General features: G+C 48.9%; 22 protein-coding genes. 18 read left to right on the top strand and 4 right to left on the bottom strand.

Going from position 1 to position 25,396, the window contains the following annotated elements; translation table 11 throughout:
* The first annotated feature begins 11 nt into the window (after nucleotides 1-11).
* Both clpX and ispG read left to right on the top strand, forming a co-directional pair.
* On the top strand, nucleotides 12-1,268 hold the full coding sequence (gene clpX / locus MKX51_RS24465; protein WP_036697574.1) for an ATP-dependent Clp protease ATP-binding subunit ClpX: 1,257 nt from the start codon (nucleotides 12-14) through the stop codon (nucleotides 1,266-1,268).
* A 129-nt stretch (nucleotides 1,269-1,397) separates the two neighbouring features.
* Entirely contained in the window at nucleotides 1,398-2,543 is a 1,146-nt protein-coding gene (gene ispG / locus MKX51_RS24460; RefSeq protein ID WP_340995697.1) for a flavodoxin-dependent (E)-4-hydroxy-3-methylbut-2-enyl-diphosphate synthase, read from the top strand.
* Nucleotides 2,544-2,650: 107 nt separating this feature from the next.
* On the opposite strand, the gene MKX51_RS24455 is transcribed toward ispG, so the two are convergent.
* Genes MKX51_RS24455 through MKX51_RS24440 form a run of 4 tightly spaced genes read right to left on the bottom strand, consistent with a single transcriptional unit; the run spans nucleotide 2,651 to nucleotide 6,702 of the window.
* A complete protein-coding gene (locus MKX51_RS24455; RefSeq protein ID WP_340994193.1) occupies nucleotides 2,651-3,751 on the bottom strand; it encodes a GerAB/ArcD/ProY family transporter in 1,101 nt (366 codons plus the stop codon).
* 34 nt (nucleotides 3,752-3,785) lie between these two features.
* The gene (locus tag MKX51_RS24450) at nucleotides 3,786-3,995 is read right to left on the bottom strand and encodes a hypothetical protein (RefSeq protein WP_340938564.1); all 210 of its coding nucleotides are present in this window, start codon (nucleotides 3,993-3,995) and stop codon (nucleotides 3,786-3,788) included.
* Nucleotides 3,992-5,197, bottom strand: coding sequence for a Ger(x)C family spore germination protein (locus MKX51_RS24445; protein WP_340994192.1), 1,206 nt, complete (start codon nucleotides 5,195-5,197; stop codon nucleotides 3,992-3,994). The genes MKX51_RS24450 and MKX51_RS24445 overlap by 4 nt, the downstream gene beginning before the upstream one ends.
* A gap of 41 nt (nucleotides 5,198-5,238) precedes the next feature.
* Nucleotides 5,239-6,702, bottom strand: a complete 1,464-nt coding sequence (locus MKX51_RS24440) for a spore germination protein (RefSeq protein ID WP_340994191.1) — start codon at nucleotides 6,700-6,702, stop codon at nucleotides 5,239-5,241.
* Nucleotides 6,703-6,890: 188 nt separating this feature from the next.
* On the opposite strand from MKX51_RS24440, the gene lonB reads away from it, so the two are divergent.
* The 16 genes from lonB to MKX51_RS24360 all read left to right on the top strand — a co-directional run bounded on the left by lonB (nucleotide 6,891) and on the right by MKX51_RS24360 (nucleotide 25,224).
* Nucleotides 6,891-8,600: an ATP-dependent protease LonB gene (gene lonB, locus MKX51_RS24435; RefSeq protein ID WP_340752032.1), complete on the top strand. Its 1,710-nt coding sequence runs from the start codon at nucleotides 6,891-6,893 to the stop codon at nucleotides 8,598-8,600.
* Between the two features lie 231 nt (nucleotides 8,601-8,831).
* Nucleotides 8,832-11,231 (top strand): endopeptidase La, encoded by a 2,400-nt coding sequence (lon, locus tag MKX51_RS24430; RefSeq protein WP_340950580.1) that lies wholly within the window; start codon nucleotides 8,832-8,834, stop codon nucleotides 11,229-11,231.
* A 12-nt stretch (nucleotides 11,232-11,243) separates the two neighbouring features.
* On the top strand, nucleotides 11,244-11,909 hold the full coding sequence (yihA, locus tag MKX51_RS24425) for a ribosome biogenesis GTP-binding protein YihA/YsxC (protein WP_340938570.1): 666 nt from the start codon (nucleotides 11,244-11,246) through the stop codon (nucleotides 11,907-11,909).
* 30 nt (nucleotides 11,910-11,939) lie between these two features.
* A complete protein-coding gene (locus MKX51_RS24420) occupies nucleotides 11,940-12,527 on the top strand; it encodes a non-ribosomal peptide synthetase module (protein ID WP_340938572.1) in 588 nt (195 codons plus the stop codon).
* Nucleotides 12,528-12,628: 101 nt separating this feature from the next.
* Nucleotides 12,629-13,411: a tyrosine-protein phosphatase gene (locus tag MKX51_RS24415; RefSeq protein ID WP_340994190.1), complete on the top strand. Its 783-nt coding sequence runs from the start codon at nucleotides 12,629-12,631 to the stop codon at nucleotides 13,409-13,411.
* Between the two features lie 85 nt (nucleotides 13,412-13,496).
* Nucleotides 13,497-15,527: an S-layer homology domain-containing protein gene (locus MKX51_RS24410; protein WP_340994189.1), complete on the top strand. Its 2,031-nt coding sequence runs from the start codon at nucleotides 13,497-13,499 to the stop codon at nucleotides 15,525-15,527.
* Between the two features lie 98 nt (nucleotides 15,528-15,625).
* The gene (locus MKX51_RS24405) at nucleotides 15,626-16,402 is read left to right on the top strand and encodes a YveK family protein (RefSeq protein ID WP_340994188.1); all 777 of its coding nucleotides are present in this window, start codon (nucleotides 15,626-15,628) and stop codon (nucleotides 16,400-16,402) included.
* Nucleotides 16,383-17,069 (top strand): CpsD/CapB family tyrosine-protein kinase, encoded by a 687-nt coding sequence (locus MKX51_RS24400; protein ID WP_076159880.1) that lies wholly within the window; start codon nucleotides 16,383-16,385, stop codon nucleotides 17,067-17,069. The genes MKX51_RS24405 and MKX51_RS24400 overlap by 20 nt, the downstream gene beginning before the upstream one ends.
* 41 nt (nucleotides 17,070-17,110) lie before the next feature.
* Nucleotides 17,111-18,943, top strand: a complete 1,833-nt coding sequence (locus MKX51_RS24395) for a polysaccharide biosynthesis protein (protein ID WP_340994187.1) — start codon at nucleotides 17,111-17,113, stop codon at nucleotides 18,941-18,943.
* A 23-nt stretch (nucleotides 18,944-18,966) separates the two neighbouring features.
* Entirely contained in the window at nucleotides 18,967-19,647 is a 681-nt protein-coding gene (locus MKX51_RS24390) for a hypothetical protein (protein WP_340994186.1), read from the top strand.
* A 2-nt stretch (nucleotides 19,648-19,649) separates the two neighbouring features.
* A complete protein-coding gene (locus MKX51_RS24385; protein ID WP_340994185.1) occupies nucleotides 19,650-20,699 on the top strand; it encodes a stalk domain-containing protein in 1,050 nt (349 codons plus the stop codon).
* Between the two features lie 108 nt (nucleotides 20,700-20,807).
* A complete protein-coding gene (locus MKX51_RS24380; protein ID WP_340994184.1) occupies nucleotides 20,808-21,422 on the top strand; it encodes a sugar transferase in 615 nt (204 codons plus the stop codon).
* 62 nt (nucleotides 21,423-21,484) lie between these two features.
* Entirely contained in the window at nucleotides 21,485-22,372 is an 888-nt protein-coding gene (locus MKX51_RS24375) for an SDR family oxidoreductase (RefSeq protein WP_340994183.1), read from the top strand.
* A 21-nt stretch (nucleotides 22,373-22,393) separates the two neighbouring features.
* Complete coding sequence (locus MKX51_RS24370; protein WP_340994182.1) at nucleotides 22,394-23,554, top strand: NAD-dependent epimerase/dehydratase family protein; 1,161 nt, start codon at nucleotides 22,394-22,396, stop codon at nucleotides 23,552-23,554.
* 6 nt (nucleotides 23,555-23,560) lie between these two features.
* Nucleotides 23,561-24,586 (top strand): hypothetical protein, encoded by a 1,026-nt coding sequence (locus MKX51_RS24365; protein ID WP_340994181.1) that lies wholly within the window; start codon nucleotides 23,561-23,563, stop codon nucleotides 24,584-24,586.
* A gap of 20 nt (nucleotides 24,587-24,606) precedes the next feature.
* On the top strand, nucleotides 24,607-25,224 hold the full coding sequence (locus tag MKX51_RS24360) for a DapH/DapD/GlmU-related protein (protein ID WP_340994180.1): 618 nt from the start codon (nucleotides 24,607-24,609) through the stop codon (nucleotides 25,222-25,224).
* Nucleotides 25,225-25,396 lie beyond the last annotated feature (172 nt).

Below are 25,396 nucleotides of genomic sequence, written 5' to 3'. Positions count from 1 at the left end.
GGGGTGGTAAGATGTTTAAATTTAATGATGAAAAAGGACAATTGAAATGTTCCTTTTGCGGCAAATCACAAGAGCAGGTTCGTAAGCTCGTAGCGGGACCTGGTGTTTATATATGTGACGAATGCATCGAGCTGTGCACAGAGATTGTGGAAGAGGAGCTTGGCCACGAGGAAGAGCTGGATATGAAGGATATTCCGAAGCCGAAGGAAATCCGTGATATTCTGGATCAATACGTGATCGGCCAGGAGCAAGCGAAGAAATCGCTCTCCGTCGCTGTATACAATCACTACAAGCGTGTCAACAGCCAGAGCAAGATTGAAGATGTGGAGCTGACGAAGAGCAACATTCTGCTGCTCGGACCTACAGGCTCCGGTAAGACCCTGCTGGCGCAGACGATGGCGAAGATCATCAACGTGCCTTTTGCCATTGCAGATGCCACTTCCCTGACGGAAGCCGGTTATGTCGGTGAAGACGTTGAGAATATTCTCCTGAAGCTGATTCAAGCGGCTGATTATGATGTGGAGAAAGCCGAACGCGGCATTATCTATATAGACGAAATTGACAAGGTAGCGCGTAAATCCGAGAACCCGTCCATTACCCGTGACGTATCCGGTGAAGGCGTTCAGCAGGCGCTGCTGAAGATTCTGGAAGGTACGGTTGCTTCGGTTCCGCCGCAAGGGGGACGCAAGCACCCGCATCAGGAATTCATCCAGATCGATACGACGAACATTCTGTTCATCGTGGGCGGTGCCTTCGACGGCCTGGAGCAGATGATCAAGCGCCGTATCGGCAAAAAAGTCATCGGCTTCAACGCAGCGGTTGAAGGACAGAAGGACCTCAAGGCCGGTGAATACCTGTCCATGGTATTGCCTGAGGATCTGCTGAAGTTCGGTCTTATCCCAGAGTTCGTCGGCCGTCTGCCGGTAATCTCGACCTTGGAGCCGCTTGATGAGAGCACCCTGGTGCGTATTCTCTCCGAGCCTAAGAATGCGCTCGTGAAGCAGTATGTGAAGCTGCTGGAGATGGATAATGTAGCACTGAAGTTCGAGCCGCTTGCCCTTGAAGCAATTGCCAAGGAAGCGATCAAGCGCAACACCGGTGCCCGTGGACTGCGTGCCATCATCGAGAGCATTATGCTTGACGTGATGTACGAGGTGCCTTCACGGGATGACATTAAGGATTGTGTCATTACCGAGCAGGTTGTTAAGGAGAAGTCCCTGCCGGAGCTTAGTCTCAAGAAGGATAAGAAAAAAGAAGAAAGCGCGTAAGCCAGGCTTAAATAACCGGGCCTGATGCGGCTTAACAATACAGCTCAGGTCTCCACTTTCTCCCGCACACCCCGCATGACCTGCGGGGGCGGAGAGGGTGGAGCTTTGATCGTTATGGGGGAGAAAACCATGTTCCTGAGACACCAGACCCGTCCCGTCAATGTTGGCGGAGTGATTATCGGGGGTAACAACGAGGTTGCCATCCAAAGCATGTGTACGACCAAGACCGCTGATGTGGAGGCAACCGTGGCCGAGATTCTGCGGCTGGAGGAAGCCGGCTGTCAGCTCGTGCGGGTGACGGTCAACAATGAAGAAGCGGCAGCAGCAATTAAGGAGATCAAGGCGCGGATTCATATCCCGCTCGTAGCGGATATTCATTTCAATTACAAGCTGGCCCTGCTGGCGATTGAGAACGGCATCGACAAGGTGCGGATCAATCCCGGCAATATCGGACGCCGTGATAAGGTGGAAGCTGTCGTTAAGGCCTGTAAGGAGAAGGGGATACCGATCCGTATCGGGGTTAACGCCGGTTCACTGGAGAATCACCTGCTGGAGAAATACGGTTATCCTACTCCGGAGGCGATGGTTGAGAGTGCCTTGTACCATATCGGCATTCTGGAGGAGCTGGACTTCCACGATATTATCGTATCGCTGAAGGCGTCCGATGTGCCAATGGCCATCGAAGCCTACCGCAAGGCAGCGGAGGTCATTCCTTATCCGCTGCATCTGGGGATTACCGAGTCCGGTACTCTGTTCGCCGGAACAGTGAAGAGCTCCGCCGGGATCGGCGCGCTGCTCTCCATGGGCATCGGCAGTACAGTGCGGATCTCCCTGAGTGCTGATCCGGTGGAGGAAGTGAAGGTAGCGCGTGAACTGCTGAAGACCTTCGGTCTGATCTCGAATGCGGCAACACTGATCTCCTGCCCGACCTGCGGACGCCTGGATATTGACCTCTTCTCGATTGCGAACGAAGTGGAGGAGTACATCTCCAAGCTGAAGGTGCCGATTAAGGTATCCGTCCTCGGCTGTGCGGTGAATGGTCCGGGGGAAGCCAGAGAAGCGGACATCGGCATCGCCGGTGCGCGCGGAGAAGGGCTGTTGTTCCGTTACGGCAAGATGATCCGCAAGGTGCCTGAGGCGGAGCTGGTCTCCGAGCTGAAGAAGGAGATTGACATTATTGTGGAGCATTTTGAGGCGACCGGCGAGATTCCCGGCCGCAGTCATGCCGGACTGGCTCCGGCCGCTGCGCTCAGCAATTCGGAGAACGGGAATTAACAGAACGCCCCGTTCGTCACGAACCCTGTCCTAATTATAATTATGTCCATGTACTTGAAGCGCCCTGCTGCAGAAGTCTGTTTGATCAGACGTTTGTGGCGGGGCGCTTATTTTGTGCGGAGCCGATGAATAGTTTTCTTCAGCAAAGTTAGCCCATAGAGCAGCAGCGGAAGAAGTACCAAGAAGATAAACGCGAAATTCCCCCATACCTTTGCAATGATTTCATTGATATAAACGGTGTTGATATAGGTATTCCAAGCGATGATGATGAACAATACAGCCAAGGGATAGATGAGATAGTCCTGCTTCAGCAGATGGAAGACGGATTGCAGCCCCTTCAGAATGGAGAAGTAGAGCAACGAGATTTTGATGAAAAAGGTCAGTACCCAAATGGTGATCAGAATGCCTTCGACCCGCTGTAGAATATTTCCGATATTAATCGTCTTGGCGAGAGTATAGGCGGGGAAGGTGCTGTTCTCCGTCTGTTCAATCCCAAGAATGAGCAAGCTGAGCAGCACAATGAGGCTAAGGACCATGCCGCCTGTGAACGTGCCCAGCAGAAAGGCCCGCTCCCCGCTTTTTGGCTTCCTGACGAGTGGCAGGAAGGTCATCAGCACGATGAGCTCCTGAAACACAGCAGATTGATAGCCGCCGAGGAGGACAGGAGGTAAGCCCCCTTCCAGGACCGGCTTGATATGATTCCATTCGATTTTGGGAATCAGGGCCAGCACCAGAATCAGGAACAGGAACAGCACCCAGGGGAATAATAATTCGCATACTCTGGCAAATACGACAATCCCTGAACTGACACTTACTATGGCAGCGGTCAGGAAGATAATCTGGACCGCTTCTATCGGTGTTTCGGGCAGAATCTCACTGGTGATGAAGAAGCCCAGGTCGCCCAGCAGCGTGCCGGTGAGAATCATGAAATAGAACAGATACAGTAACGAGATGATTTTGCCAACCCATTTGCCGAACCCCGCTTCGAGTATTTCGTAGAGATCTTTGCCGGGATACAAGCGGGCAACCGCGAGATATAGGATGACCATAACCAGATTCATCAGGAGGCTGCAAAGTGCAGCGATCCAGGCATCTTCTCTTGCGGTATGCGCCAGTCCGCTTGGGATGATCAGAATGGAGGTTCCGATGGTGAGTCCGAATGTCATGATATAGAACTGCCGTAAGGAAATACCCGAACGATTCTTCACAGGGTGGTTCACTCCCTCTCGCTTGAAAGTTATTTCAGGACAGAAGCTGCATGAGACTGCGTACCCAGTCGAGCGGCCTGAACTGAGGCAGGTCTGCCATGTCCAGTACGGTTGCCGCAACAGTAAGACTCCAGAGACTATAGAAGGCGGCCGCATCCCGCAGTGACCGTAGCCTGATTACGGCAGGTGTCTTCAGGATCAACACCAGTAACAGAAAGAACAGCAGAATCAGATTCCAATTCATTTTTCCTCCATCTCCTGGTTCAAGGGTTGGATGACCGAACCGATGCGCTGAATGACTATCTTGGAACGTACATTAACCTTGACGGTTCTGAAGCTGCCCTCCCAATGCTCGCGGTATGTTCGCCACAGACGGGGATACTTCCGGTGCAGGGCTTCGCCGAAGCCGAAGATGTCAGCGCCGTATTTCTGCTGGACCTTCCGTATATTTTGCGTGAGGCTGAGGTCATAATTCTGCTCCAGATTCCTCTGAATATCTTCGATGCTGGCCGGATTATTCAGATTAAGCTTGCCTTGAATCGTGGTAAGATTGGCTTCTATATTTAGCTTTACCGTAAATTCAGGCTTGCCCTGTGTATCTAGCCGGACGTCCAGCTTGCTGTCTGAACGGGTTATTATGAAGCCTGCAAGCCCGCCTCCGGGAATGGATACATTGCTAACTGTGGAGTCTACCTCATCCAGGACATAGTTGACCGTTTTGCTGCCAGGCTCGTCCAGCCAGCCGACCAGCCTGTCTTTTTTGAACACTGCGATTCCCGCATGCTCGATCATGGTCTTCGGGCGGATCGTATCCACATTGTTCACGGACCCTCCATTCTGCCCGCCCCCATTCAGTTGCACACCGGACATCACCGGATTGGAGCCGCCGCGCTCAAGCTCGGTAATGAACTGCTGGAGGGTCACTTTCCCGGTAGCTGCCCATTTTTTATGCGAGACCAGAATAGAAGAATACAGGGAGTTCGCCGGAATATGCTCGAATGGAGTGATGATTTCCAGTATCTTGGAAGCCTTGGATTCCTTCGCTACCATCAGGAAGAAATCGGTACGCAGCTCATGGTTGCGTGAGATGAAGTCCAGCACATCGCTGACTCCTCTGCGTGCCAAGGCCTCTCCGATGACTAACACGCGGATATGGGCCAGATACAGCATACGCGGAGTCATGCTCAGCATGCGCTGCAACGCATCGGGAACAGTTCTGCCAATGGTCTGATAGGTAACCACAGGCATCCCCCCGGATCTGCCGCCCTTCTGGTTGCCCGCCTCCCCGGGATTCATCACCTGAACGGTGACGGCATAGCCGCCCGGATCGAGATCAATGCCGAGCGCCATGACGAGAGCCAGATCATTCAGCTCTTTGCGGCTCCAGCATCCGGTGAGCAAGGTAAGGCTGATGATTAGAAGGATACTCAGGAATTTTCTCCACATGTCCAGCAGTCCTTTCGTTGAAGAGAGTTCATGTCAACCTGCTAATTCTGCCCAAAATACTTCTTCATGGTGCGCCGGGATAAGCGGATGAACGTATCCTTCTGGCTCTGCCAGCGGATGGGGGCAAACGAGGTCATGTAAGGAATGCCCATAGATTCAAGGCTGCACAGATGCAATCCCAGAATAATCAAGGCAATAATGATTCCGAATAAACCGAAGGAGGCGGCAATGACCATCAGGACAAACCGCAGCATCCGCACGGAAATTCCCACATTGAAGGCAGGCAAGGCGAAATTGGCAATGGCTGTAATGGATACGACGATAACCATAGCCGCCGAGACGAGTCCTGCATCGACCGCCGCTTGGCCGATCACCAGCGTTCCGACGATGGACACGGACTGGCCGATCGATTTGGGCAGACGGATGCCGGCCTCACGCAGAATCTCGAAGGTAATCTCCATGATGAAGGCTTCCAGGAAGGCCGGAAAAGGAATCCCCTCGCGCTGTCCGATCAGACTGATCAGCAGAGTGGTAGGAATCATCTCCTGGTGGAAGGTAGTAATCGCTATATAGAAGGAGGGAGTCAGCAGGGCGATGGCAAAGCAGAAGAACCGGAGCATCCGGACCAGACTGGCAAAATCACTCCGCTGGTAATAATCCTCACTGGACTGGAAGAACTGCACCAATAGCGCCGGAACCACCAGGACAAACGGGGTACCCTCGACCAGAATGGCGATCCGGCCTTCCAGCAGTGCAGAGGCTGTAGTATCCGGGCGTTCTGTATTATACACCGTCGGAAAGGGGCTGTAGCGCTGGTCCTGAATCATCTCTTCAACATAGTTACTCTCCAGCACACTGTCGAGCTTAGCGGCATCCAGCCGCCTGCGCAGCTCCTGCAGCACTTCGGGATCGGCATTGCCTTCAATATACATCACCGCGACATTGGTCTGGGTCTGCTCTCCAAGCTTCCGCTGTTCAATACGCAGCTTGGGGTTCTGGATACGCCGGCGGATCAGAGCCGTGTTCTCCCGCAGGGATTCGGTGAAGCCTTCACGCGGCCCTCTTACTACGGATTGGGATACCGCGTCTTCCACTGAACGCTGCTTCAGCGCTTCTGTACCGGCAGACAACGCCTTCGTGCTTCCATCGATATAGATGACCGAGTTGCCGGCCAGCAGCTCCGTCTCTACCTCTGTATAATTAGTAATCCCTCCAACTTTGCCGAGGGAGATTGTTCTTTCCTGCAGCAGCTCCAGGCAGCGCTCCGGCTGCGGTTCACTGAACGCATTGAACCGGCCTTCGTCTTCTTGAATGGCCTCCATCAGAGCTTGCGGATCAGCCATTCCTTCAATATATACAACCACCACGGACGAGGGTCCGAGTGTAATGAATCTGTAGATGATATCTGTACTTGTACCCAGACGGGCCTGTGTCCCCTCTACAAAAGCGGACATAGAATCCGGCAGCTTCTCCTGCGGCGAGCCTGCGTTCTCCAGCTGTGTCATGTTCATTCGCCTCCTATCATCCCGTATAGTCTTTCCGATTGTGGAAATCGTATGCAATAGACTGCCCGGCAGGGCGGTGCGGTTCCTGTTTTTTTGCCGCCGGAGTTTACGAATGTTTGAAACGGCTATACTACCTAGTAGAAGCTGAATACAGAACATGCAGACGGAAGGATACAGGAGGGTGACCTATGGAACTAAGTATATTGCTGATGGTCGTGCAGCTCTTTTTCGCGCTGGTCATCGGCGTTTATTTTTGGAATCTGCTGCGGGGACAGAAGACGAACAAGACGGCGGTGGACCGGGAATCGCGCAAGGAGCTGGATAAGCTGCGGAAGATGCGGATGATCTCACTGACCAAGCCGCTCTCGGAAAAGACACGCCCCGCCTCCATCGACGATATCGTCGGACAGAAGGACGGGCTGCGCGCCTTGAAGGCCGCGTTATGCAGTGCCAATCCACAGCATGTCATTATCTACGGGCCGCCGGGTGTGGGCAAGACGGCAGCGGCGCGGGTAGTTATGGAAGAAGCGAAGAAGAACGCGTTATCGCCATTCAAACGCGATGCCAAATTCACCGAGATCGACGCCACTACGGCGCGCTTCGACGAGCGCGGAATTGCCGATCCGCTGATCGGCTCCGTGCATGATCCGATCTATCAGGGAGCAGGAGCCATGGGTGTGGCCGGAGTTCCGCAGCCGAAGCCCGGAGCGGTGACCAAGGCGCATGGCGGAATTCTGTTCCTTGATGAGATTGGCGAGCTGCATCCGATTCAGATGAATAAGCTGCTGAAGGTACTGGAGGACCGCAAGGTACTGCTGGAGAGCGCCTATTACAACTCGGAGGACAGCAATACACCAGCGTATATCCATGATATTTTCCAGAATGGCCTGCCTGCCGATTTCCGGCTGGTCGGTGCCACGACACGGTCGCCGGACGAGATCTCGCCGGCGCTGCGTTCGCGCTGCATGGAGATTTATTTCCGTCCGCTGCTGCCGGAGGAGATTGCCGTGATCGGACGGGATGCCGTCCAGAAGATTGGGCTGAAGCCAAGCCCCGAAGCGGTCGAAGTTGTGCAGCAGTACGCTACGAACGGCCGCGAGGCGGTGAATATGATTCAGCTGGCTGCGGGCCTTGCGTTGACCGAAGGCCGGGATACGCTGAGCGCAGCGGAAGTGGAATGGGTCGCCAGCAGCAGCCAGCTGCCGTTGCGGACGGAGCGTAAGATACCATCCGCCCCGCAGGTAGGACTGGTCAACGGCCTTGCCGTCTACGGGCCCGGCATGGGCACACTGCTGGAGATTGAGGTCTCAGCCGCGCCAGCCCTTAACGGGCCGGGCAGGCTGAATATCACCGGGGTAGTCGATGAAGAGGAGACACGCGGAGGCTCGCGGACTGTGCGGCGCAAGAGCATGGCCCGGGGCTCGATTGAGAATGTGCTGACCGTCCTGCGCTCCATGAAGCTGGAGCCGGACAAGTATGACCTGCACATTAACTTCCCCGGCGGGACGCCGATTGACGGCCCGTCCGCCGGGGTGGCCATGGCGGTGGCCATCGTCTCTGCCATCCGGCAGCTGCCGGTGGACAACACGGTGGCGATCACCGGGGAGGTCGGCATCCATGGCCGGGTGAAGCCGGTCGGCGGCGTGGTCGCCAAGGTGGAGGCTGCCTTCCAGGCTGGAGCAACGACTGTGCTGATTCCGAAGGAGAACTGGCAGTCGCTGTTCGCCGATCTCGGCGCGTTGCGGGTGATCCCCGTGGACACGGTGGAGGAAGTCTTCCGCCACCTGTTCGGCACCGACACGGCGGATATCCGGATGCCCGCCGTATCCGGCGAGACCTTCTCTTCGGCGCCTTCACTGCTGAAGGCGGACGCTTCGGGCGAGAGTATGCCCGGGTAAGACAGGCATAGTGTGAAGGAATCCCCTGGCGGGCAGCTGCCGGGGGATTTTTTATGGCTGAGTAGGGGAGAGCGGCGGCATAGGACACGAATGTTCAGCGAATACTACATACCGATGGGTAAGCGTGCCAATAACGCCAATTGCGGACACGGGTTGTTGGTGTTTTCATGCGGCTTTTGTTAGAATGAATGCATATGACACAACTTATGAACCATGGGAGGTGCGAAAGCGATGATACAAAATAAATCCAAAGGTCGTCGTTTTCCTTTATTACCGCTTAGAGGTCTTCTTGTCTATCCCAGTATGGTTCTGCATCTGGATGTAGGCCGTGAGAAGTCCGTCCGGGCATTAGAGAAAGCTATGGTTGAAGATAATTTGATTCTGCTCTGCTCCCAGTCTGAAGTCAATATTGAGGAGCCGGGGCAAGAGGATATATTCCGCGTGGGTACGGTGGCGAATGTGCGGCAGATGCTGAAGCTTCCCAATGGTACGATCCGTGTGCTGGTGGAAGGCGTAGAGCGGGCTGAGATCATTCATTATACGGACAACGAGGAGTACTATGAGGTGATGGCGCGTGAGCTGCCGGAGCAGGAGGATGTGGACCAGGAGAGCGATGCCCTGATGCGCAGCGTGCTGAGCCAGTTCGAACACTACATCACTTTGTCCAAAAAAGTAACGCCGGAGACACTTGCTGCGGTCTCCGATATCGAGGAGCCCGGGCGGCTGGCGGATGTCATCACCAGTCATCTGGCGCTGAAGATCAAGGACAAACAGGAGATCCTGGAGACCATTGACGTCAGCAAGCGTCTGGAGAAGCTGCTCGATATTCTCAATAATGAGCGCGAAGTGCTGGAGCTCGAACGCAAGATCAGCCAGCGCGTGAAGAAGCAGATGGAGAAGACCCAGAAGGAATATTACCTGCGCGAGCAGATGAAAGCGATCCAGAAGGAGCTTGGCGAGAAGGAAGGCCGGGCTGGTGAAGCCGATGAGCTGCGCACCCAGATGGAAGAGAAGAATCTGCCGGAGCGGGTGCAGGAGAAGATACTGAAGGAGATCGACCGTCTGGAGAAAATGCCGGCAAGCTCGGCCGAAGGCAGCGTCATCCGCAACTACGTGGATTGGCTGCTTGGTCTGCCATGGAGTGAAGCCACGGAAGATGATCTGGATATCCGCAAGGCGGAAGAGGTGCTGGACGCAGACCACTATGGTCTGGAGAAGCCGAAGGAGCGGGTACTGGAATACCTGGCCGTGCAGAAGCTGGTCAAGGGTCTGAAGGGGCCGATTCTATGTCTGGTAGGTCCTCCGGGCGTCGGCAAAACCTCGCTCGCCCGCTCCATCGCCCGCTCCCTGAACCGCAAGTTCGTCCGCATCTCGCTGGGCGGCGTGCGGGATGAAGCCGAGATCCGGGGTCACCGCCGTACGTATGTCGGCGCAATGCCGGGCCGGATCATCCAGGGGATGAAGACGGCAGGCAGCATCAACCCGGTCTTCCTGCTGGATGAGATCGACAAGATGGCAGCGGACTTCCGCGGCGATCCGTCGGCGGCCCTGCTGGAGGTGCTGGACCCGGAACAGAACAATACGTTCAGCGATCACTTCGTAGAGCTGCCGTTCGACCTGTCGAACGTCATGTTCGTCACTACGGCGAATGCCGTGCACAACATTCCGCGTCCGCTGCTGGACCGGATGGAGATGCTGTTCATTCCCGGCTATACGGAGCTGGAGAAGCTGCAGATTGCCAGCCGTTATCTGCTGCCGAAGCAGCGCAAGAGCCATGGCCTTGCGGAAGAGCAGCTGTCCATCGGAGACGATACGCTGCTGAAGATTGTCCGCGAGTACACCCGCGAATCCGGGGTGCGGAATCTGGAGCAGCAGATTGCTGCCCTCTGCCGCAAGGCGGCGAAGCAGATTGTCTCAGAAGAGAAGGAGCGCGTCAGCATTCTTCCAGAGGAGATCAAGGATTACTTGGGAGCCTCCAAGTTCCGTTATGGAATGGCAGAGCTGGAGGATCAGATCGGTACCGTTACCGGGTTGGCCTGGACAGAGGTTGGCGGCGATACGCTGCTGATTGAAGTCACGGTGGTTCAGGGCACCGGGAAGCTGACGCTGACCGGACAGCTCGGCGATGTAATGAAGGAGTCGGCGCAGGCCGCCTTCAGCTATACCCGCTCGAAGGCGGAGGAGCTGGGGCTTGCCCCTGATTTTCACGAGAAGAACGATATTCACATCCATATTCCCGAAGGTGCGATTCCCAAGGACGGCCCGTCCGCAGGGATTACCATCGCCACGGCGCTGATCTCTGCACTCACCAAGCGTTATGTCTCGAAGCATGTGGCCATGACCGGTGAGATCACCCTGCGCGGACGCGTATTGCCGATCGGAGGACTGAAGGAGAAGTCCCTGGCCGCCCACCGTGCAGGCTACAAGAAGATTCTTATGCCGAAGGACAATGAACGCGACCTCAAGGATATTCCTGAGAGTGTCCGTAATGATGTCGAGTTCGTGCCGGTCTCTCATATGGACCAGGTGCTGAAGCACGCGCTCGTAGACCATGCAGAAGACGTTAACACCGGCTCAGACTCAGATACAGATACAGAAATAAGCATTGAAGCGCCCAGTAGTGTGCATTAGAAAGGAAGTCTTATGAAAGTTAACAACGCCGAATTTATTATCAGTGCCGTAGGCCCTGACCAATACCCTGTGGATGCCTTGCCGGAGATTGCTCTGGCAGGGCGCTCCAATGTAGGGAAGTCCTCTCTGATCAACCGCATGATTAACCGCAAGAATCTGGCCCGCACCAGTTCTACGCCGGGCAAGACGCAGCATATGAACTATTATCTTGTGAATGAGAGCATGTATTTCGTTGACTTCCCGGGCTATGGCTATGCCAAGGTCTCGAAGACACAGCGCGCCTCCTGGGGCAAAATGGTCGAGAAGTACATGGCGGAACGCGAGACGCTGAAGATGGTCCTGCTTGTCGTGGATCTGCGCCACCCGCCGACGGCCAATGACAAGATGATGTTTGACTGGCTGAAGCACTACGATCTGCCGCTCTGCGTAGTGGCTACCAAAGCGGACAAAATCCCGAAGACCCGCTGGCCGAAGCATATCAAGGTAATGAAGCAGGAGCTCGGTGTGCTGCCGGGAGACAGCTTCATTGCGTATTCATCTGAGATTGGACTTGGTAAAGACGAATTATGGGAACTTATAGATAGACATACTCTACCCACCGAAGAAGAGCTTCCGGCAGATCCGGATGATCAGAATTCCGGGGATGAACCGCAGCACGAAGCGCCTTCCGAGACTTAAGGGTTTGTCATTAAGAATTGAGGGATGTTTATGGCTCAGCGTCTGGCGATGGAATATGTGAATGCAACGATGCAAATGACTGAATTTCAGCTGAACCAGTTTCTGCTGACCGCTGATACCAGCTATATCAGTCACCGTGTAAAGGTACTAGGCGCGGGTGAACAGGAGATTGTGCTGGAGGAGGCCGGAGGTGAGGAGGTCCATCTGTCTTTTGAACGCAAAGGCGGCATCTATATGGGTTCCTTATCCTGCAGGGTGGTGAATCCTCATCTGATTAATGCAGTGCGCAAACTATTCTTCATGTATAAGGGCACGGGGACCGTAAACCGGATTTATAAAGATCTTACAATGATGTACTACTATGAAGGCGGCTCGGTGCGCCGGATCTCTGAAGTAAGGCCGGGCGGCACCAAGCTGATCTATCAGCATAAATATTCAGTGGCAGAGATGCTGGCTGTCTACAAGCGTCAGAGCGTAGAATGTGAGATTGAGCAGCTCCGGCAAGAGACTGATAGACTGCTCGATCTGCGCAACCGTAGTCAGCAAGAGGCAGTGATTAAGGAAGTCGATGAGAGACTTGCAGAGGCGGCCGGCCGGCTGTTCCGACTGGAAGCATAAGTGATAATGTTTCGATATATGGCAATCATTTCCTAGTGAAATGGTTGTATTTTTTTGCGAAAACTATACATATCCTCTACGAAAGGACCGATAAACAACATATGATAGATATCCATAGCCACATTCTACCCTTCATGGATGACGGAGCCGCTGATTACGACGCCGCTCTCGCCATGGCGCTTGACGCCCATAACGATGGTATTACAACTGTAGTGGCTACCCCCCACCATGCGAACGGAGTCTATATGAATCCGGCCCCGGAGATTGAAGCGGCGGTGCGGGTGCTGAATGCGAAGCTGCAGGAGGCAGGCAATCCGCTGGTCGTGCTGCCGGGGCAGGAGATCCGGATCTACGGAGAGTTGCTCGATGATCTGGAGCGCGGACAACTGCTGACGCTTGCCGGTTCCCGGTATATTCTGCTGGAGATGCCCTCTTCACGGGTGCCCCGCACGATGGAAGAGACCTGCCATGAGCTGGTCATCCAGGGAATGGTGCCGGTTATCGCCCACCCCGAGCGCAATGCGGAGGTTGCTGCCGATCCGTCCAAGCTGCTGCGGTTAATAGAGCTTGGCGCCCTGGGACAGGTAACCGCACAGAGTATAGCCGGCGTCTTCGGGAGTAAGCTGCAGAAGCTGTCGCTCGAATTATGCCGGCAGCATGCCGTGCATATTATTGCATCGGATGCGCATGATTCTATGCATCGTCCCTTTGGATTAAGCGAAGCTTACGGGGTGGTGCGGCGGGAATTGGGAGAAGAATCATTCGACTTTTTTCAACATAATGCGCGCGATATCCTTGCAAATAAGGAGATTATTCGAGTTAATCCTATTCAATCTACCAGCAAACGTCATAGATTGTTCGGATTTTTCTCTCGTAAGGGGTGACCTACTGAACTTTTGGTGGTAGAATGGGTATTACTGGATTTATGTTCTATTTATATAAAAATACATACACAGAGGTGGATGACAAGTGACTTTGAAGAAAAAATTGGCAGTATCTACACTAGCAGTAAGCATGGCAGCGGCATCCGTTGCCGGATTCCCGTTCAGCAGCAAGGGGTTGGCTGAACATTTTGGAGTGAGTACAGCTTCCGCAGCAGCAGTAACTAATGCAGGTGTGAAGGCGAAGGTTGAGAAGATTTATGCTCAGCTTACAGAAAAAGAGAGACAAGATCTTCTTGCTTATGAGAAGGAAGCAGGCAATATCAGCGCTGAAATTTTCGAACAGATTTTCCAACCAGTACTTTCCAAGCTTGCCTTAGAAGCTGATGATCTTGTAACTGCTCATAAAGCTTTCGCGAGCGTATCCAGTGTAGTCTACGATGTATATGACAAGGATTACACTGCAATTAAGGTGATCCGCTATGATGAGAAGAATGTGGACCTGCTGAAGAGAATTGCAGTTAAGGCTGGCGTAAAGAATCTTACGGCTGACGATTTCAATGAATTCCTGTTCGGCGACAAAGGCGTTGAAGCTGAACTTCGTGCAATGATCAGCAATAAGTCCAAAACTGACTTGATGAACCTGATTCTTAATGCTTCTAGCACTGATGATGCTCTGAATACATTGCTGAATGAAGCCATTACCAAGGTTCTGAATCACAACACAGTTGAGGGTGGTCTTACTGTAAGCCAGGTAGTCTACAACCTTAACATTACTCCAGGAGATATACAGCTCAGTCTCAAGAACCTGAAGGATACAATTCCAACAGCCGCGCCAGCAGTGAAGGCTCTTGCTTTAGCTTATGTGAGAGCTTACATTAACGAGCCTGTAACACCTGATCCTGGAACCCCTGGTGGCAACACTGGCGGCGGTGGCGGTGGTGGCGCTGTAGTAACAACTCCAGTTACGAACCCTACAGCTACACCAGGTGTATACGATGTATCCAAGCTGGTAACGATTGTAGGCAACAAAGCAACCCTGAAGCTCGTAGATGCTGATGTACTGAAAGCCTTTGATGCACTGGTTGCAGCTAATGCCGGTAAGACAGGTCTTACGCTTACCCTGAACCTGGGTACAGTGAACGCGGCAACAGTAGAAGTGCCATTGTCCAAAGCAATCATCGAAGCAGCCAAGGCGAAAGGCATTGCCAACATTGCGATTACTTTCAACGGCTTGACTGTAACGATTCCAGTAGGACAGTTCAGTGAAGCTATTACACTGACTACTTCCACTGTAGCAGATACAACCGTAACATCCCTGTCCAGCATGAAGCTGGCATCCAGCGTATATGACTTCGAACTGACTGTAGGCGGTGTGGTTACATCCACCTTCAAGCAGCCAATCATCATCAAGCTGCCGCTTAAGAATACAGAAGGCCTTGACCGTGAACTGCTGTCCGTTGCGAAGGTAGTCTACAAAGAACTGCAATACCAGGGTGGTGTTGTAGATGGTGATCACATCACTGAACCGCGTGACGGCTTCTCTTCCTACGCTGTACTGGAGAACAAAGTCAGCTTCAAGGATGTTGCAAGTGTTCAGGCTTGGGCTGGAAGACAGATCTCAGTCGTAGCAGCCAAGGGCGCTATTGAAGGCGTAGGTAACGGCAACTTTGCTCCGAAGAACAATGTGACTCGTGCAGAATTCGCCAAGATGCTGATCCGTGCACTGAACCTGGAGAACAACTCCGCGAAGCAGAGCTTCGGTGATGTAAGCTCCACTGCCTGGTATGCTCCTTATGTAGCTGTTGCTGCTGAGAAGGGCATCATTACTGGACGCAGTGCAGCCCAGTTCGATCCTAGTGCAACGATTACCCGTGCGGAAATGGCAACGATGATTGCCCGTGCCGTGAAGTCGCAGAAGCCAGATGCTGCAACTAGTGTCAGCTCCCTGAGCAAGTTCTCCGATGCAGGCAAGATCGCTGCTTCCCTGAAAGACGGAGTAGCCTTCGCTGCCAGCAATAACCTGGTTATCGGCAACGCCGGCAAGTTTAACCCTAACAACACAGCTACACGTGCTGAAGCTGCAGTAATTATCTACCGTACAATCAACTTCAAGTAAGTAAATAGTATTGTGGAGAGCCTCCTCTCGTCGTATAGAGAGGAGGCACTTTTTTAGGATATAGGGTATAAGAATTTACAGCTTGGAGGGAAATGCACTTGTCAGCACAAGAATTGGATTTGCGCGATTATTTCCAGATTGTCAGGAAGAGACTGTGGATGATTATCAGTATTGTTATCGTGGCTTGTATTCTTGCCGGGATCTACAGCTTATATATCAAGAATCCGGTCTATGAAGCTTCAACGAAGATCATTGTTAATCAGACGCCTACCCAAGCTACGGCAGCACAGCTGGATCTGAATCAGATCAATACCAACATTCAGCTGATTAATACGTACAAGGAAATTATCAAGACCCCGGCGATCCTCGATGTTGTGGCCAAGAACTACCCGCAGTTCGGGATTACGGCAGAGGAAATGCTGAAGAAGGTTAACGTGAGTTCTGTAAATAATACGCAGGTGATGACACTTGTCGTTCGAGATAATTCATACCAGAGAGCCGCAGAGATCGTGAATGCCATATCACTTGTATTTAAGCAGGAGATACCGTCCTTGTTCAACGTACAGAATGTGTCCATCCTCAACGAAGCCAAGCTTAATCCGCCAGTTGCACCCGGACCGGTAGAGCCGAATGTGGTCATGAACCTCGCCATTGCTTTTATCGTATCCCTGATGATTGGTCTGGGGATTGCCTTCCTGCTGGAGTATCTTGATGATACGCTGAAGACAGAAGACGACATTAAGAAATACCTTGGACTTCCAACTATAGCTATGATTACCCGGCTGGGCCAGGAAGAAACCAAAACCACCGGGCAGCAGGCTCAGACACAGAGCAGAAAGGCGGGGGAACTCGAGCATGTCACAGCAGCCAAATAAACAACGCCATCTGATCACCGTGACCAACCCGCGTTCGCCGGTATCCGAAGCCTTTCGGGCACTGCGCACGAACATTGATTTCTCCTCTGTAGATGAACAGATCCAGATTATTATGGTCACTTCTTCCGGACCGGAGGAAGGGAAGTCAACCGTTACCGCTAACCTGGCCGCTGCGTACGCGCAAGCGGATAAGAAGGTGCTGCTGATCGACGGTGACTTGCGTAAGCCTACAGCGCATAAGACTTTCTCACTGAGTAACCGGTATGGGTTGTCCTCCTTGCTCTCGCAGCAGGCGAATCTGTCTGATGTGATTCAGGAATCGGGTGTGAACAACCTGTATCTGATGACATCCGGCCCGATTCCTCCGAACCCTGCGGAGATGATGGCCTCCAACCGGATGAGTGCGGTGCTGCAGGAGCTGCGCCAGTTATATGATGTCATTCTGATTGATACACCTCCGCTATTGGCCGTTACAGATGCACAGATTGTTGCCTCCAAGAGTGATGGCGTAATCATGGTGGTCAGCTACGGTAAGGTGAAGCGGGATATTGCTGCCAAGGCCAAGGACAATTTGGACCGGGTAGGGGCCAAGATGCTGGGCGTGGTCCTTAACAACGTGAAGCGCAAGGCCAGTGAAGGCTACTACTATTACTACTATGGCAATTGAATTGTTTAATAGATAAAATGTTGTTTTTGGAGGCACTGAAAATGACAGCGAAAACAAGAGTGTTTATGTTGTTTCTAATTGATATTGCGATCATATGGTTTAGTGTAGTCACTTCGTATATGTTCCGTTTCTTTGATGGCATTCCTCACGAATATGTTGTACAGATGATTCAGTTTGGAATAATTTCTACTGTTGCGATTGGTGGGAACTTAGTCTATTTCGGGTTATATCGCCGGATGTGGCAATACGCTAGTATCGGTGAAATAGTATCTATTCTTAAGGCTATAATGACTGGGGCAATCATAGCTTATGGTATATCTCTATTAATTCTACCAGTGCGTGTACCCTTCGGAGTAGAAGTTCGGATTATGGAGACCACTCTAGTTCTGGTTGGTGGCATCCGCTTCCTATGGAGATTCCTTCGGAAGGAACGGATTAATGACAAGAATAGAGAGACCCATGCTTTAATCGTCGGAGCCGGGGATTGTGGAATGCTAATTGCTAAGGAAATGATGGGTCCATCGTTTGCCGATACGAAATTGGTAGGCTTCATTGACGACAGCTCCAATAAATATCATATGTCTATTTTGGGACTGCCTGTCTTGGGGAATAGATACGATCTGCCGCGTCTGGTGAAGGAGAAGAATATTCATGAGGTTATTATTGCCATGCCTTCAGTTTCCAGAACTGAAATATCCGAGATTATTAACCTGGCCAAGACAACAGGAGCCAAGCTGAAGATTATACCTGCATTGAATGATCTGATTGCAGGTAAGATTTCTGTCAAGAAGCTCCGCGATGTCAGTGTAGAAGACCTTCTGGGCCGTGAGCCCATTGTGGCAGACATGAACAGTATACTGGGCTATGTTCATAACAAGACCGTACTGATTACGGGTGCAGGCGGTTCGATCGGATCAGAGCTATGCCGCCAGATCTCTCCTTTTGCACCGGACAAGCTGCTGATTCTAGGACACGGCGAGAACAGTATCTATACGATTGAGATGGAGCTGCGCAAGAGCTTCCCTTACCTGGAGATCGTGACCGTGATTGCTGATATTCAGGACCGGTCAAGGCTGATGGATGTATTTCAGAGCTATAAGCCGCAGGTGGTCTTTCATGCGGCAGCACATAAGCACGTTCCTCTGATGGAGCGCAACCCTTCCGAAGCGATCAAGAATAATGTCTTCGGGACCCGCAATGTTGCCGACTGTGCAGATATGTATGGTGCAGAGCGCTTCGTGATGATCTCGTCCGACAAGGCCGTGAACCCGACCAGCGTCATGGGAGCCACGAAACGGATTGCCGAGATGTATGTGCAGAGTCTCAATGTAGCAAGCCCAACCAAGTTCTCTGCGGTACGCTTCGGTAACGTATTAGGCAGCCGGGGCAGTGTCATTCCCGCCTTCAAGCAGCAGATTGCAGCCGGTGGGCCTGTCACCGTAACGCATCCCGAGATGGTCCGTTACTTCATGACTATTCCCGAGGCCGTTCAACTGGTGATTCAATCCGGTTCCTTCGCGAATGGCGGAGAAGTATTTGTCCTGGATATGGGAGCACCAGTTAAGATTCTGACTCTGGCCGAGGACTTAATCACACTGTCCGGTTACGAGCCTTACAAGGACATTGACATCACCTTCTCAGGCATCCGTGAAGGCGAGAAGCTGTATGAAGAACTGTTGACAGATGAAGAGAACCTGGGTTCCACTCAGCATGACCGGATCTTCATCGGCAGACCTAACGTCATCACCCGGAGCCAGATGGAGCTAGAATTCAAACGGTTGGAACGGGTTGTCACCGAAGATGCAGAAGCCATCCGCGAAGTGATTAACCAGATCGTACCGATGCAGCCAGTCATCCAGGCAGCCATTAGCTAATTAGAGATGTGGAGGTACCTGAAGTGAAGAGGTGGAAAAAAGTATTGATCTGGACGTTGTCGGTCATCGTCGTGTTAGGTGCCAGCGGACTATTCGCGGCCAATTATGCTGTCGATAAACTGATGAACTCAATGTCGGGCGGCTTCGATGTGGAAGCTGGTAATACGCCCAGTGTCCCTCAAGGACAAGTGATTGAGCCTGTGGTAGCAGATAGCGATCCGTCTGCGGAGCCAGCAGCTTCTGTTGCTCCGGCAACAAGCTCTGCACCAGCTAGCACACCTGCATCCGGTAATGCCGCTGATCCGGCAGCTGCCAGCACGGAGAAGCCGGTAAGTACTGACAAGCCTGCAAGCACTCCTGCTCCAACACCTGCGGGTGTGGATGGATTAGCCCATATCTCAACGGACAAGGCCAAGGAAGTTCAAGAGAACGTAACGATCACAGATAAAGCGAATGTGGCGGCGATCGTAGCTAAGCAGCTCAGTGTCTCAGATATTAAGAGATTGCAAGAGTTAGCCCAAGGCGGACTTACCAATGAAGAGAAGCGGGAAGCCCGCAGCATTATCCTCGGCAAGGTCTCAGAGGAGCAATATAACGAATTAGCTCAGATTGCCAAGAAGTACGGGGTGAGCCAAGGTAAGACCCGGGATCAGATCTTAGCTGAAGAAGAACAACTCAAAGCCCAAGAAAAAGGAAGTGAATAGGCATGTTCAAGATCAAGATTCCTGCAGCAGCACTTCTGAGCGTAGCCTTAATGGGCTGTGAGCCCCTGACAGCATCGGCTCCGGTTACCACCGTAGCAGCAGCTACCCCTGTAGCAACTGCAACAGCAGCGCCAATCAAAGCATCCAATTCCATTAAAGTACAGAATGTGGATGTGACCATGCTATTCGACGGTGTAGCACTACAGCCGCCAGCCGGACAACATGTGTTCATGTACAATAACACTACCTATGTCCCTTTACGCTTCATGTCGTATGCCCTGCAGAAGAGCGTAAGCTGGGATGCCAAGAACCTGAAGGTAACCGTAGCTGAGCCAAGCAGTTCAGAGATGGTAGTCATTAAGGAGTACTTGATGAATGCGACTTCCAGTCCTTCTTTTGCAGCCAAGAGTATTACGCTGAACAACGTTAATGCAAGTTATGTATTTAGCGGGAGCACCAAGGCGTTGCCCCAAGGCCAGTCCAGTTATCTGTTGAACGGCTCGATCTATGTCCCTCTAAGATTCTTATCGGAATCTGCAGGAAATTCCATTAGCTGGAATCCAGAAACAAAGACCATTACTGCAAATTCTAAGAACTACGAAAATACGGCTTCGGCGAAACCAACCGACAAGGGAATTAGTCCATCTGCAAGCCCGACACCCGTACCAGTAGCAACCCCTGCGGTTGAACCAGGTGGAGCAGCCGGCGGTTCAGGATCGGCAGGAACAGGGTCCGGTAAGGTTTCTTACGAGAGTATTACCAGTGAGACCGAAGCGAAGCTGAGCGCGCTACAGTCGCAGAGTACATCTACATTGTTAGGAATAGCCTTTGAATATGTGGGTGCTACAGATGCTGCAACCAAGCAAAGTATCAAGGCCAAAGGGTTAGAGCAACTAGCCTCTTTTAAAGCCTCATTTAACAGTATAATCGCTGACGCTGAACAAAAACTAAACACTAATGGATATAGCACGGCTATTATTGCTCAGTATAGAGCGGCCTTTGAGGCTGACCTGGATAAGGGAAGAGCTATAGCAGAGGGTATGGGAAAATAATAGGTTTGAAAAAGTATCAATATCAGAACAAACATGGTTTACAGTTGTAGGATGCATTCTATTTAACCGTAGCTGTAAACCATAGTATCCCAAGGACAAGGTGAGCGTATGAAGCCTTATATTATCGTCAAACAAACTTTAGATTTCATATTGGCTCTAATTGGAATGCTCCTGTTATGGCCTCTTTTCTTGATTATCGCCGTGGTGATCAAGTCTACATCTAAAGGTCCTGTTCTATTTCGGCAAAAGCGGTTAGCCAGGAATAAAAAAGAATTCTATATTCTCAAGTTCAGGACCATGCGTACAGATACACCAAGCGATATGCCTACACATCTGCTGCAAGATCCTGACTTCTTCATTACCAAAGTAGGCAAATTCCTCAGGAAGACAAGTCTTGATGAGCTTCCTCAGATTATTAATATTCTTAAGGGTGACATGAGCATAGTAGGTCCGCGCCCTGCGTTGTGGAACCAGCATGATTTGATCGCGGAGCGAGATAAGTATGGGGCAAACGATATTAAGCCGGGGCTTACTGGGTGGGCACAGGTTAATGGGCGGGATGAGTTAGAGGTAACTTATAAAGCTCAATTAGATGGAGAGTATGTTCAGAAAATAGGACTCTTAACTGATGTGAAGTGTTTTTTTATAACAGTTTTAATTGTTTTAAAGAGTGAAGGTGTTATTGAGGGAGGAACTGGAACCTTAAAAAGTAAAGACATGTGACTAGGTTCCTGAGGAATAATATCCTCCTTCGAAGATAATAAAGGGTGAGAGGTGTTAGTCCATTGTTGTTAGTTACAGGAATTACTGGTCATACAGGGGGATTTTTTCTAAAGGAATTGATTAATAATAATTATGAAGATACCATCCGTTGTGTTATTCGTGAAAACTCTGATACAAGTTTGCTAGATTCCAGCGGTTTGAAGATAGAGAAAGTTATAGGAGATATAACAGATATAGATTTCCTAGATTCTTGTATGAAAGATGTAGATACAGTAATGCATATTGCTGGTATTCAAAAATCTCTAGCTCTTATGGAGGTTGCAGCAAACAATGGTATAGACCGAGCTATATTGGTGCATACAACAGGAATTTATTCGAAATTCAAATCGGCTTCAGAGGAATATAAAAATATTGAAGCTAAAATTGAAAATATTGTAAATAGGAGTAAAAAAATTAGTATAACTATATTAAGACCTACTATGATTTATGGGGATATATGTGATCTTAATATTAGTAAGTTTATAAAAATGGTTGATAAATTGAGGGTATTTCCGGTAATTGATAAAGGGTACAGCTTGATTCAACCTGTTAATGCAAGAGATCTTGGTAAAGCATATTACCAAGTGTTGTGTATACCCAATGATCTTGTGAAAAAAGAATACATATTGTCAGGCGAAAAACCAATCAAATTGGTTGATGGGTTGAAGCTTATTAGCAAAAAAATCAATAAAAAGACAGTATTTATTAGTGTCCCTCTTGTAATTGGTGTATTTTTAGCTAATGCTCTAAAATTTGTTAGCTTAGGAAGAATTAATTATATAGAAAGAGTCCAAAGAATGGGAGAGAATAGGAGCTATTCTCACGAGGATGCGAGTAAAGATTTTGGCTTTAATCCAATGCCCTTTAGTGAAGGGATTGAAATAGAGGTAGAACAATATAAACGTAGATAATATTGAGGGGAGTAATTATTTATGAAAAAGTTACTTATTACAGGTGGGGCAGGTTTTATAGGAAGTAGAATTATTGACAGACTTTATAGCGAGTATGATATTGTGGTTCTGGATAACTTTTCACCACAAATTCATGGTGAACACTACGAAGAATCGTTTTTATATGAAAATATTAAAGGCAAATGTAAGGTGATTAAGGGCGATGTGCGTAACTATGAAGATATATTGTTAGCATTGGAAAAAGTCGATTATATAATACATCTTGCTGCGGAAACAGGTACAGGGCAATCTATGTATCAAATTAATAGATATACCGATGTCAATATCATGGGAACGTCCAATCTATTTGAAGCTATCTTGAAAAATAAGTTACCTATTAAGAAAATCATCCTATCTTCATCTCGTTCCGTATATGGTGAAGGTATGTACAAGTGCAAAGAACATGGTAGTGTTGTACCAAAATCAAGACATGTTGATAATATGGTGAGTTTGGACTTTGAAGTGAAGTGTCCTCTTTGTGGAAGGGAAGTTGAATTAAGCAAAACATCTGAGGATTGTTCTTTATCTCCAATTTCCTATTATGCTTATACAAAACTTGCGCAAGAAAAAATGTTAGAAGTTATGTGTCCAACAATGAATATTCCATTCACAATCTTTAGATATCAAAACGTTTATGGAGCAGGACAATCTCTTACTAACCCCTATACAGGTATCCTTTCAATCTTCTCAAAGTTATTGTTACAGAATCAGAAGATTAATATCTTTGAGGATGGTAACGAAAGCAGAGATTTTATCCACGTTAGCGATGTAGCTGCAATTACATGTGATGCACTTGAGAATGAGTTAACTAATAATCAATATATTAATGTTGGTAGTGGTGAGAATATTTCTGTAATCCAAGTTGCAGAAACGTTGAAGTACTTATATGAGTCTAATTCAGAGATAAAGATCTCAGGTGACTTCCGAATTGGTGATATAAGACATAATATTGCTGATATTAGCAGGGCACAACAACTTACTGGTTTTAAACCTTCATATACATTTGAAGAGGGGATGAAAGAATTCACTGCATGGGTTAAAGGGCAAGAAAAAGATAATAAGCTTGAGAAATCTAATGATCTTTTTGAATTTTCAATTGAGGAAATGAAGTCAACAGGAATGTTGGTTCAAGTTGAGGTTTAGACTCAGATGAGAAATAATAAGAATGTTCTATATATTGGAACCCCATTTTTTGGATATTACAAACAAATTATAACGGAGTTCGAGGAACAAGGATGCTCTGTTGATTATTATAATGACAGGCCCAGTGAGGGTGCTTTAACGAAAGGGTTAATTAAAATCAAAAGAAGTTTGATGAACTATTTCATTCAAAAATATTTTGAAAAAATCATGACTGAGACCCAAAACAAAAGCTACGACATTGTATTTATCGTTAATTGTAAGGTCTTTACACCAATGATGATTCTAAAATTAAAAGACATTCATAAAAATGCGAGATTTGTTTTGTATATGTGGGACTCATTAACACTCTATCCTAATAGTAAAGATCTGATACCTCTCTTTGATCGAGCGTATTCTTTTGACTCTGATGATTGTGACAATTTTAAAGGATTAAGTTTCTTGCCACTATTCTACTGTAAGACATATGAGAATGTAGGCAGGGAAGTCGTCAGTGAAAGGCAATACGATATCGTGAGTGTATGTACTGCCCACCCAAATCGTTACGTTATATTGAAGGATTTATTTCCGCGATTAGAGTCTAAAGGTGTCCGTATCTTCTCATATTTATTCTTGAACAAATTTCAATATATTTATAATAAAGCTTGTTTATCTGCATTTAAAGGTTCTAAAAGTATTGAATTTAAGTTCATACCATTGTCGGAAAAGGAGAATCTAGAAATTTTAAAGAAATCAAATACAGTATTTGATATCCAACATAATCAACAAAGTGGTTTAACGATGAGAACAATTGAAACACTTGGTGCAAAAAGGAAAATGATTACAACAAATACGAATGTTAAAAAGTATGACTTTTATAATGAAAACAACATTCTGGTATTGGAAGAATATAATTTGAACACTATAGAAAATTTTTTGAAGCAGGAGTATGAACCAATTGATGAACAGATCTATATAAAATACAGTCTACATAGTTGGTTAGAAACAATTATTTCGGATGAAAATAGTAAAAGATATTTTATAGTAGGGCTATAGAAGACTGATGGAGGTAGTCTATGAAAAATATGTACTCATTATCTGAGAGTTTGTCAACTGCCTTCGCTTTGATATGTACTAAATTATTTTATAATGGAGCTCGATTGATTAGACAACCGTTTTATTGTCGGGGTAAATCAAGACTACAATTTGCTCGGGGGCTTACTACAGGATATATGTGCAGATTTGATTTGTTAGGTGAAGAACATGATAAAAGATCGAAGAAACTTATTATAGGGGAAAATTGTAAAATTGGTGATCATGTTCATATAGTTGCAAGTGAAAAAGTAGTAATTGGTAATAACTGCTTAATAGCTTCAAAGGTATTTATTAGTGATACGAATCATGGGAATTATTCTATTAGGGATTTGAATTCTGGACCCCATATTCCACCAGATCACAGACAGTTGTATACAAAGCCAATTGAAATTGGGAATAACGTTTGGATTGGTGAAAATGTTTGTATACTTCTTGGAGTAAGTGTTGGCGACGGCTGTATTATTGGAGCAAATTCTGTGGTTAACAGAGATATACCTAATAATTGTATTGTTGCTGGTACACCAGCAAAAATTATTAAAATGTGGGATGATTCATTTAGCGAATGGAGAAAAGTTGAAAATGTAATAAATGAAAACTAAGATGCATATATAATACCACAAATAGAATTATCAAATTCAAAAAACATATGAGTACTTATTGAAAAGTGAAACATTTTATGTGGAGTGTGAAATTTATATCAATTTATGAATAATAATAATAAGTTTATTGAATAATTTAGTGGAATTGAGAAGAAATTTAATTAAAGGATTG

The organism is Paenibacillus sp. FSL M7-0420 (assembly GCF_038002345.1).
Lineage (GTDB): Bacteria > Bacillota > Bacilli > Paenibacillales > Paenibacillaceae > Paenibacillus_AQ.
This window is presented reverse-complemented; position numbering and strand designations above follow the sequence as displayed.

Coding starts and splice junctions, on each gene's coding strand:
- MKX51_RS24400 (WP_076159880.1), top strand. CDS start 16,383: ATGTCACAGCAGCCAAATAAACAACGCCATCTGATCACCGTGACCAAC.
- MKX51_RS24415 (WP_340994190.1), top strand. CDS start 12,629: ATGATAGATATCCATAGCCACATTCTACCCTTCATGGATGACGGAGCC.
- clpX (WP_036697574.1), top strand. CDS start 12: ATGTTTAAATTTAATGATGAAAAAGGACAATTGAAATGTTCCTTTTGC.
- MKX51_RS24380 (WP_340994184.1), top strand. CDS start 20,808: ATGAAGCCTTATATTATCGTCAAACAAACTTTAGATTTCATATTGGCT.
- yihA (WP_340938570.1), top strand. CDS start 11,244: ATGAAAGTTAACAACGCCGAATTTATTATCAGTGCCGTAGGCCCTGAC.
- MKX51_RS24420 (WP_340938572.1), top strand. CDS start 11,940: ATGGCTCAGCGTCTGGCGATGGAATATGTGAATGCAACGATGCAAATG.
- MKX51_RS24360 (WP_340994180.1), top strand. CDS start 24,607: ATGAAAAATATGTACTCATTATCTGAGAGTTTGTCAACTGCCTTCGCT.
- MKX51_RS24370 (WP_340994182.1), top strand. CDS start 22,394: ATGAAAAAGTTACTTATTACAGGTGGGGCAGGTTTTATAGGAAGTAGA.
- MKX51_RS24385 (WP_340994185.1), top strand. CDS start 19,650: ATGTTCAAGATCAAGATTCCTGCAGCAGCACTTCTGAGCGTAGCCTTA.
- MKX51_RS24365 (WP_340994181.1), top strand. CDS start 23,561: ATGAGAAATAATAAGAATGTTCTATATATTGGAACCCCATTTTTTGGA.
- ispG (WP_340995697.1), top strand. CDS start 1,398: ATGTTCCTGAGACACCAGACCCGTCCCGTCAATGTTGGCGGAGTGATT.
- MKX51_RS24440 (WP_340994191.1), bottom strand. CDS start 6,702: ATGACACAGCTGGAGAACGCAGGCTCGCCGCAGGAGAAGCTGCCGGAT.
- MKX51_RS24445 (WP_340994192.1), bottom strand. CDS start 5,197: ATGTGGAGAAAATTCCTGAGTATCCTTCTAATCATCAGCCTTACCTTG.
- MKX51_RS24395 (WP_340994187.1), top strand. CDS start 17,111: ATGACAGCGAAAACAAGAGTGTTTATGTTGTTTCTAATTGATATTGCG.
- MKX51_RS24450 (WP_340938564.1), bottom strand. CDS start 3,995: ATGAATTGGAATCTGATTCTGCTGTTCTTTCTGTTACTGGTGTTGATC.
- lon (WP_340950580.1), top strand. CDS start 8,832: ATGATACAAAATAAATCCAAAGGTCGTCGTTTTCCTTTATTACCGCTT.
- lonB (WP_340752032.1), top strand. CDS start 6,891: ATGGAACTAAGTATATTGCTGATGGTCGTGCAGCTCTTTTTCGCGCTG.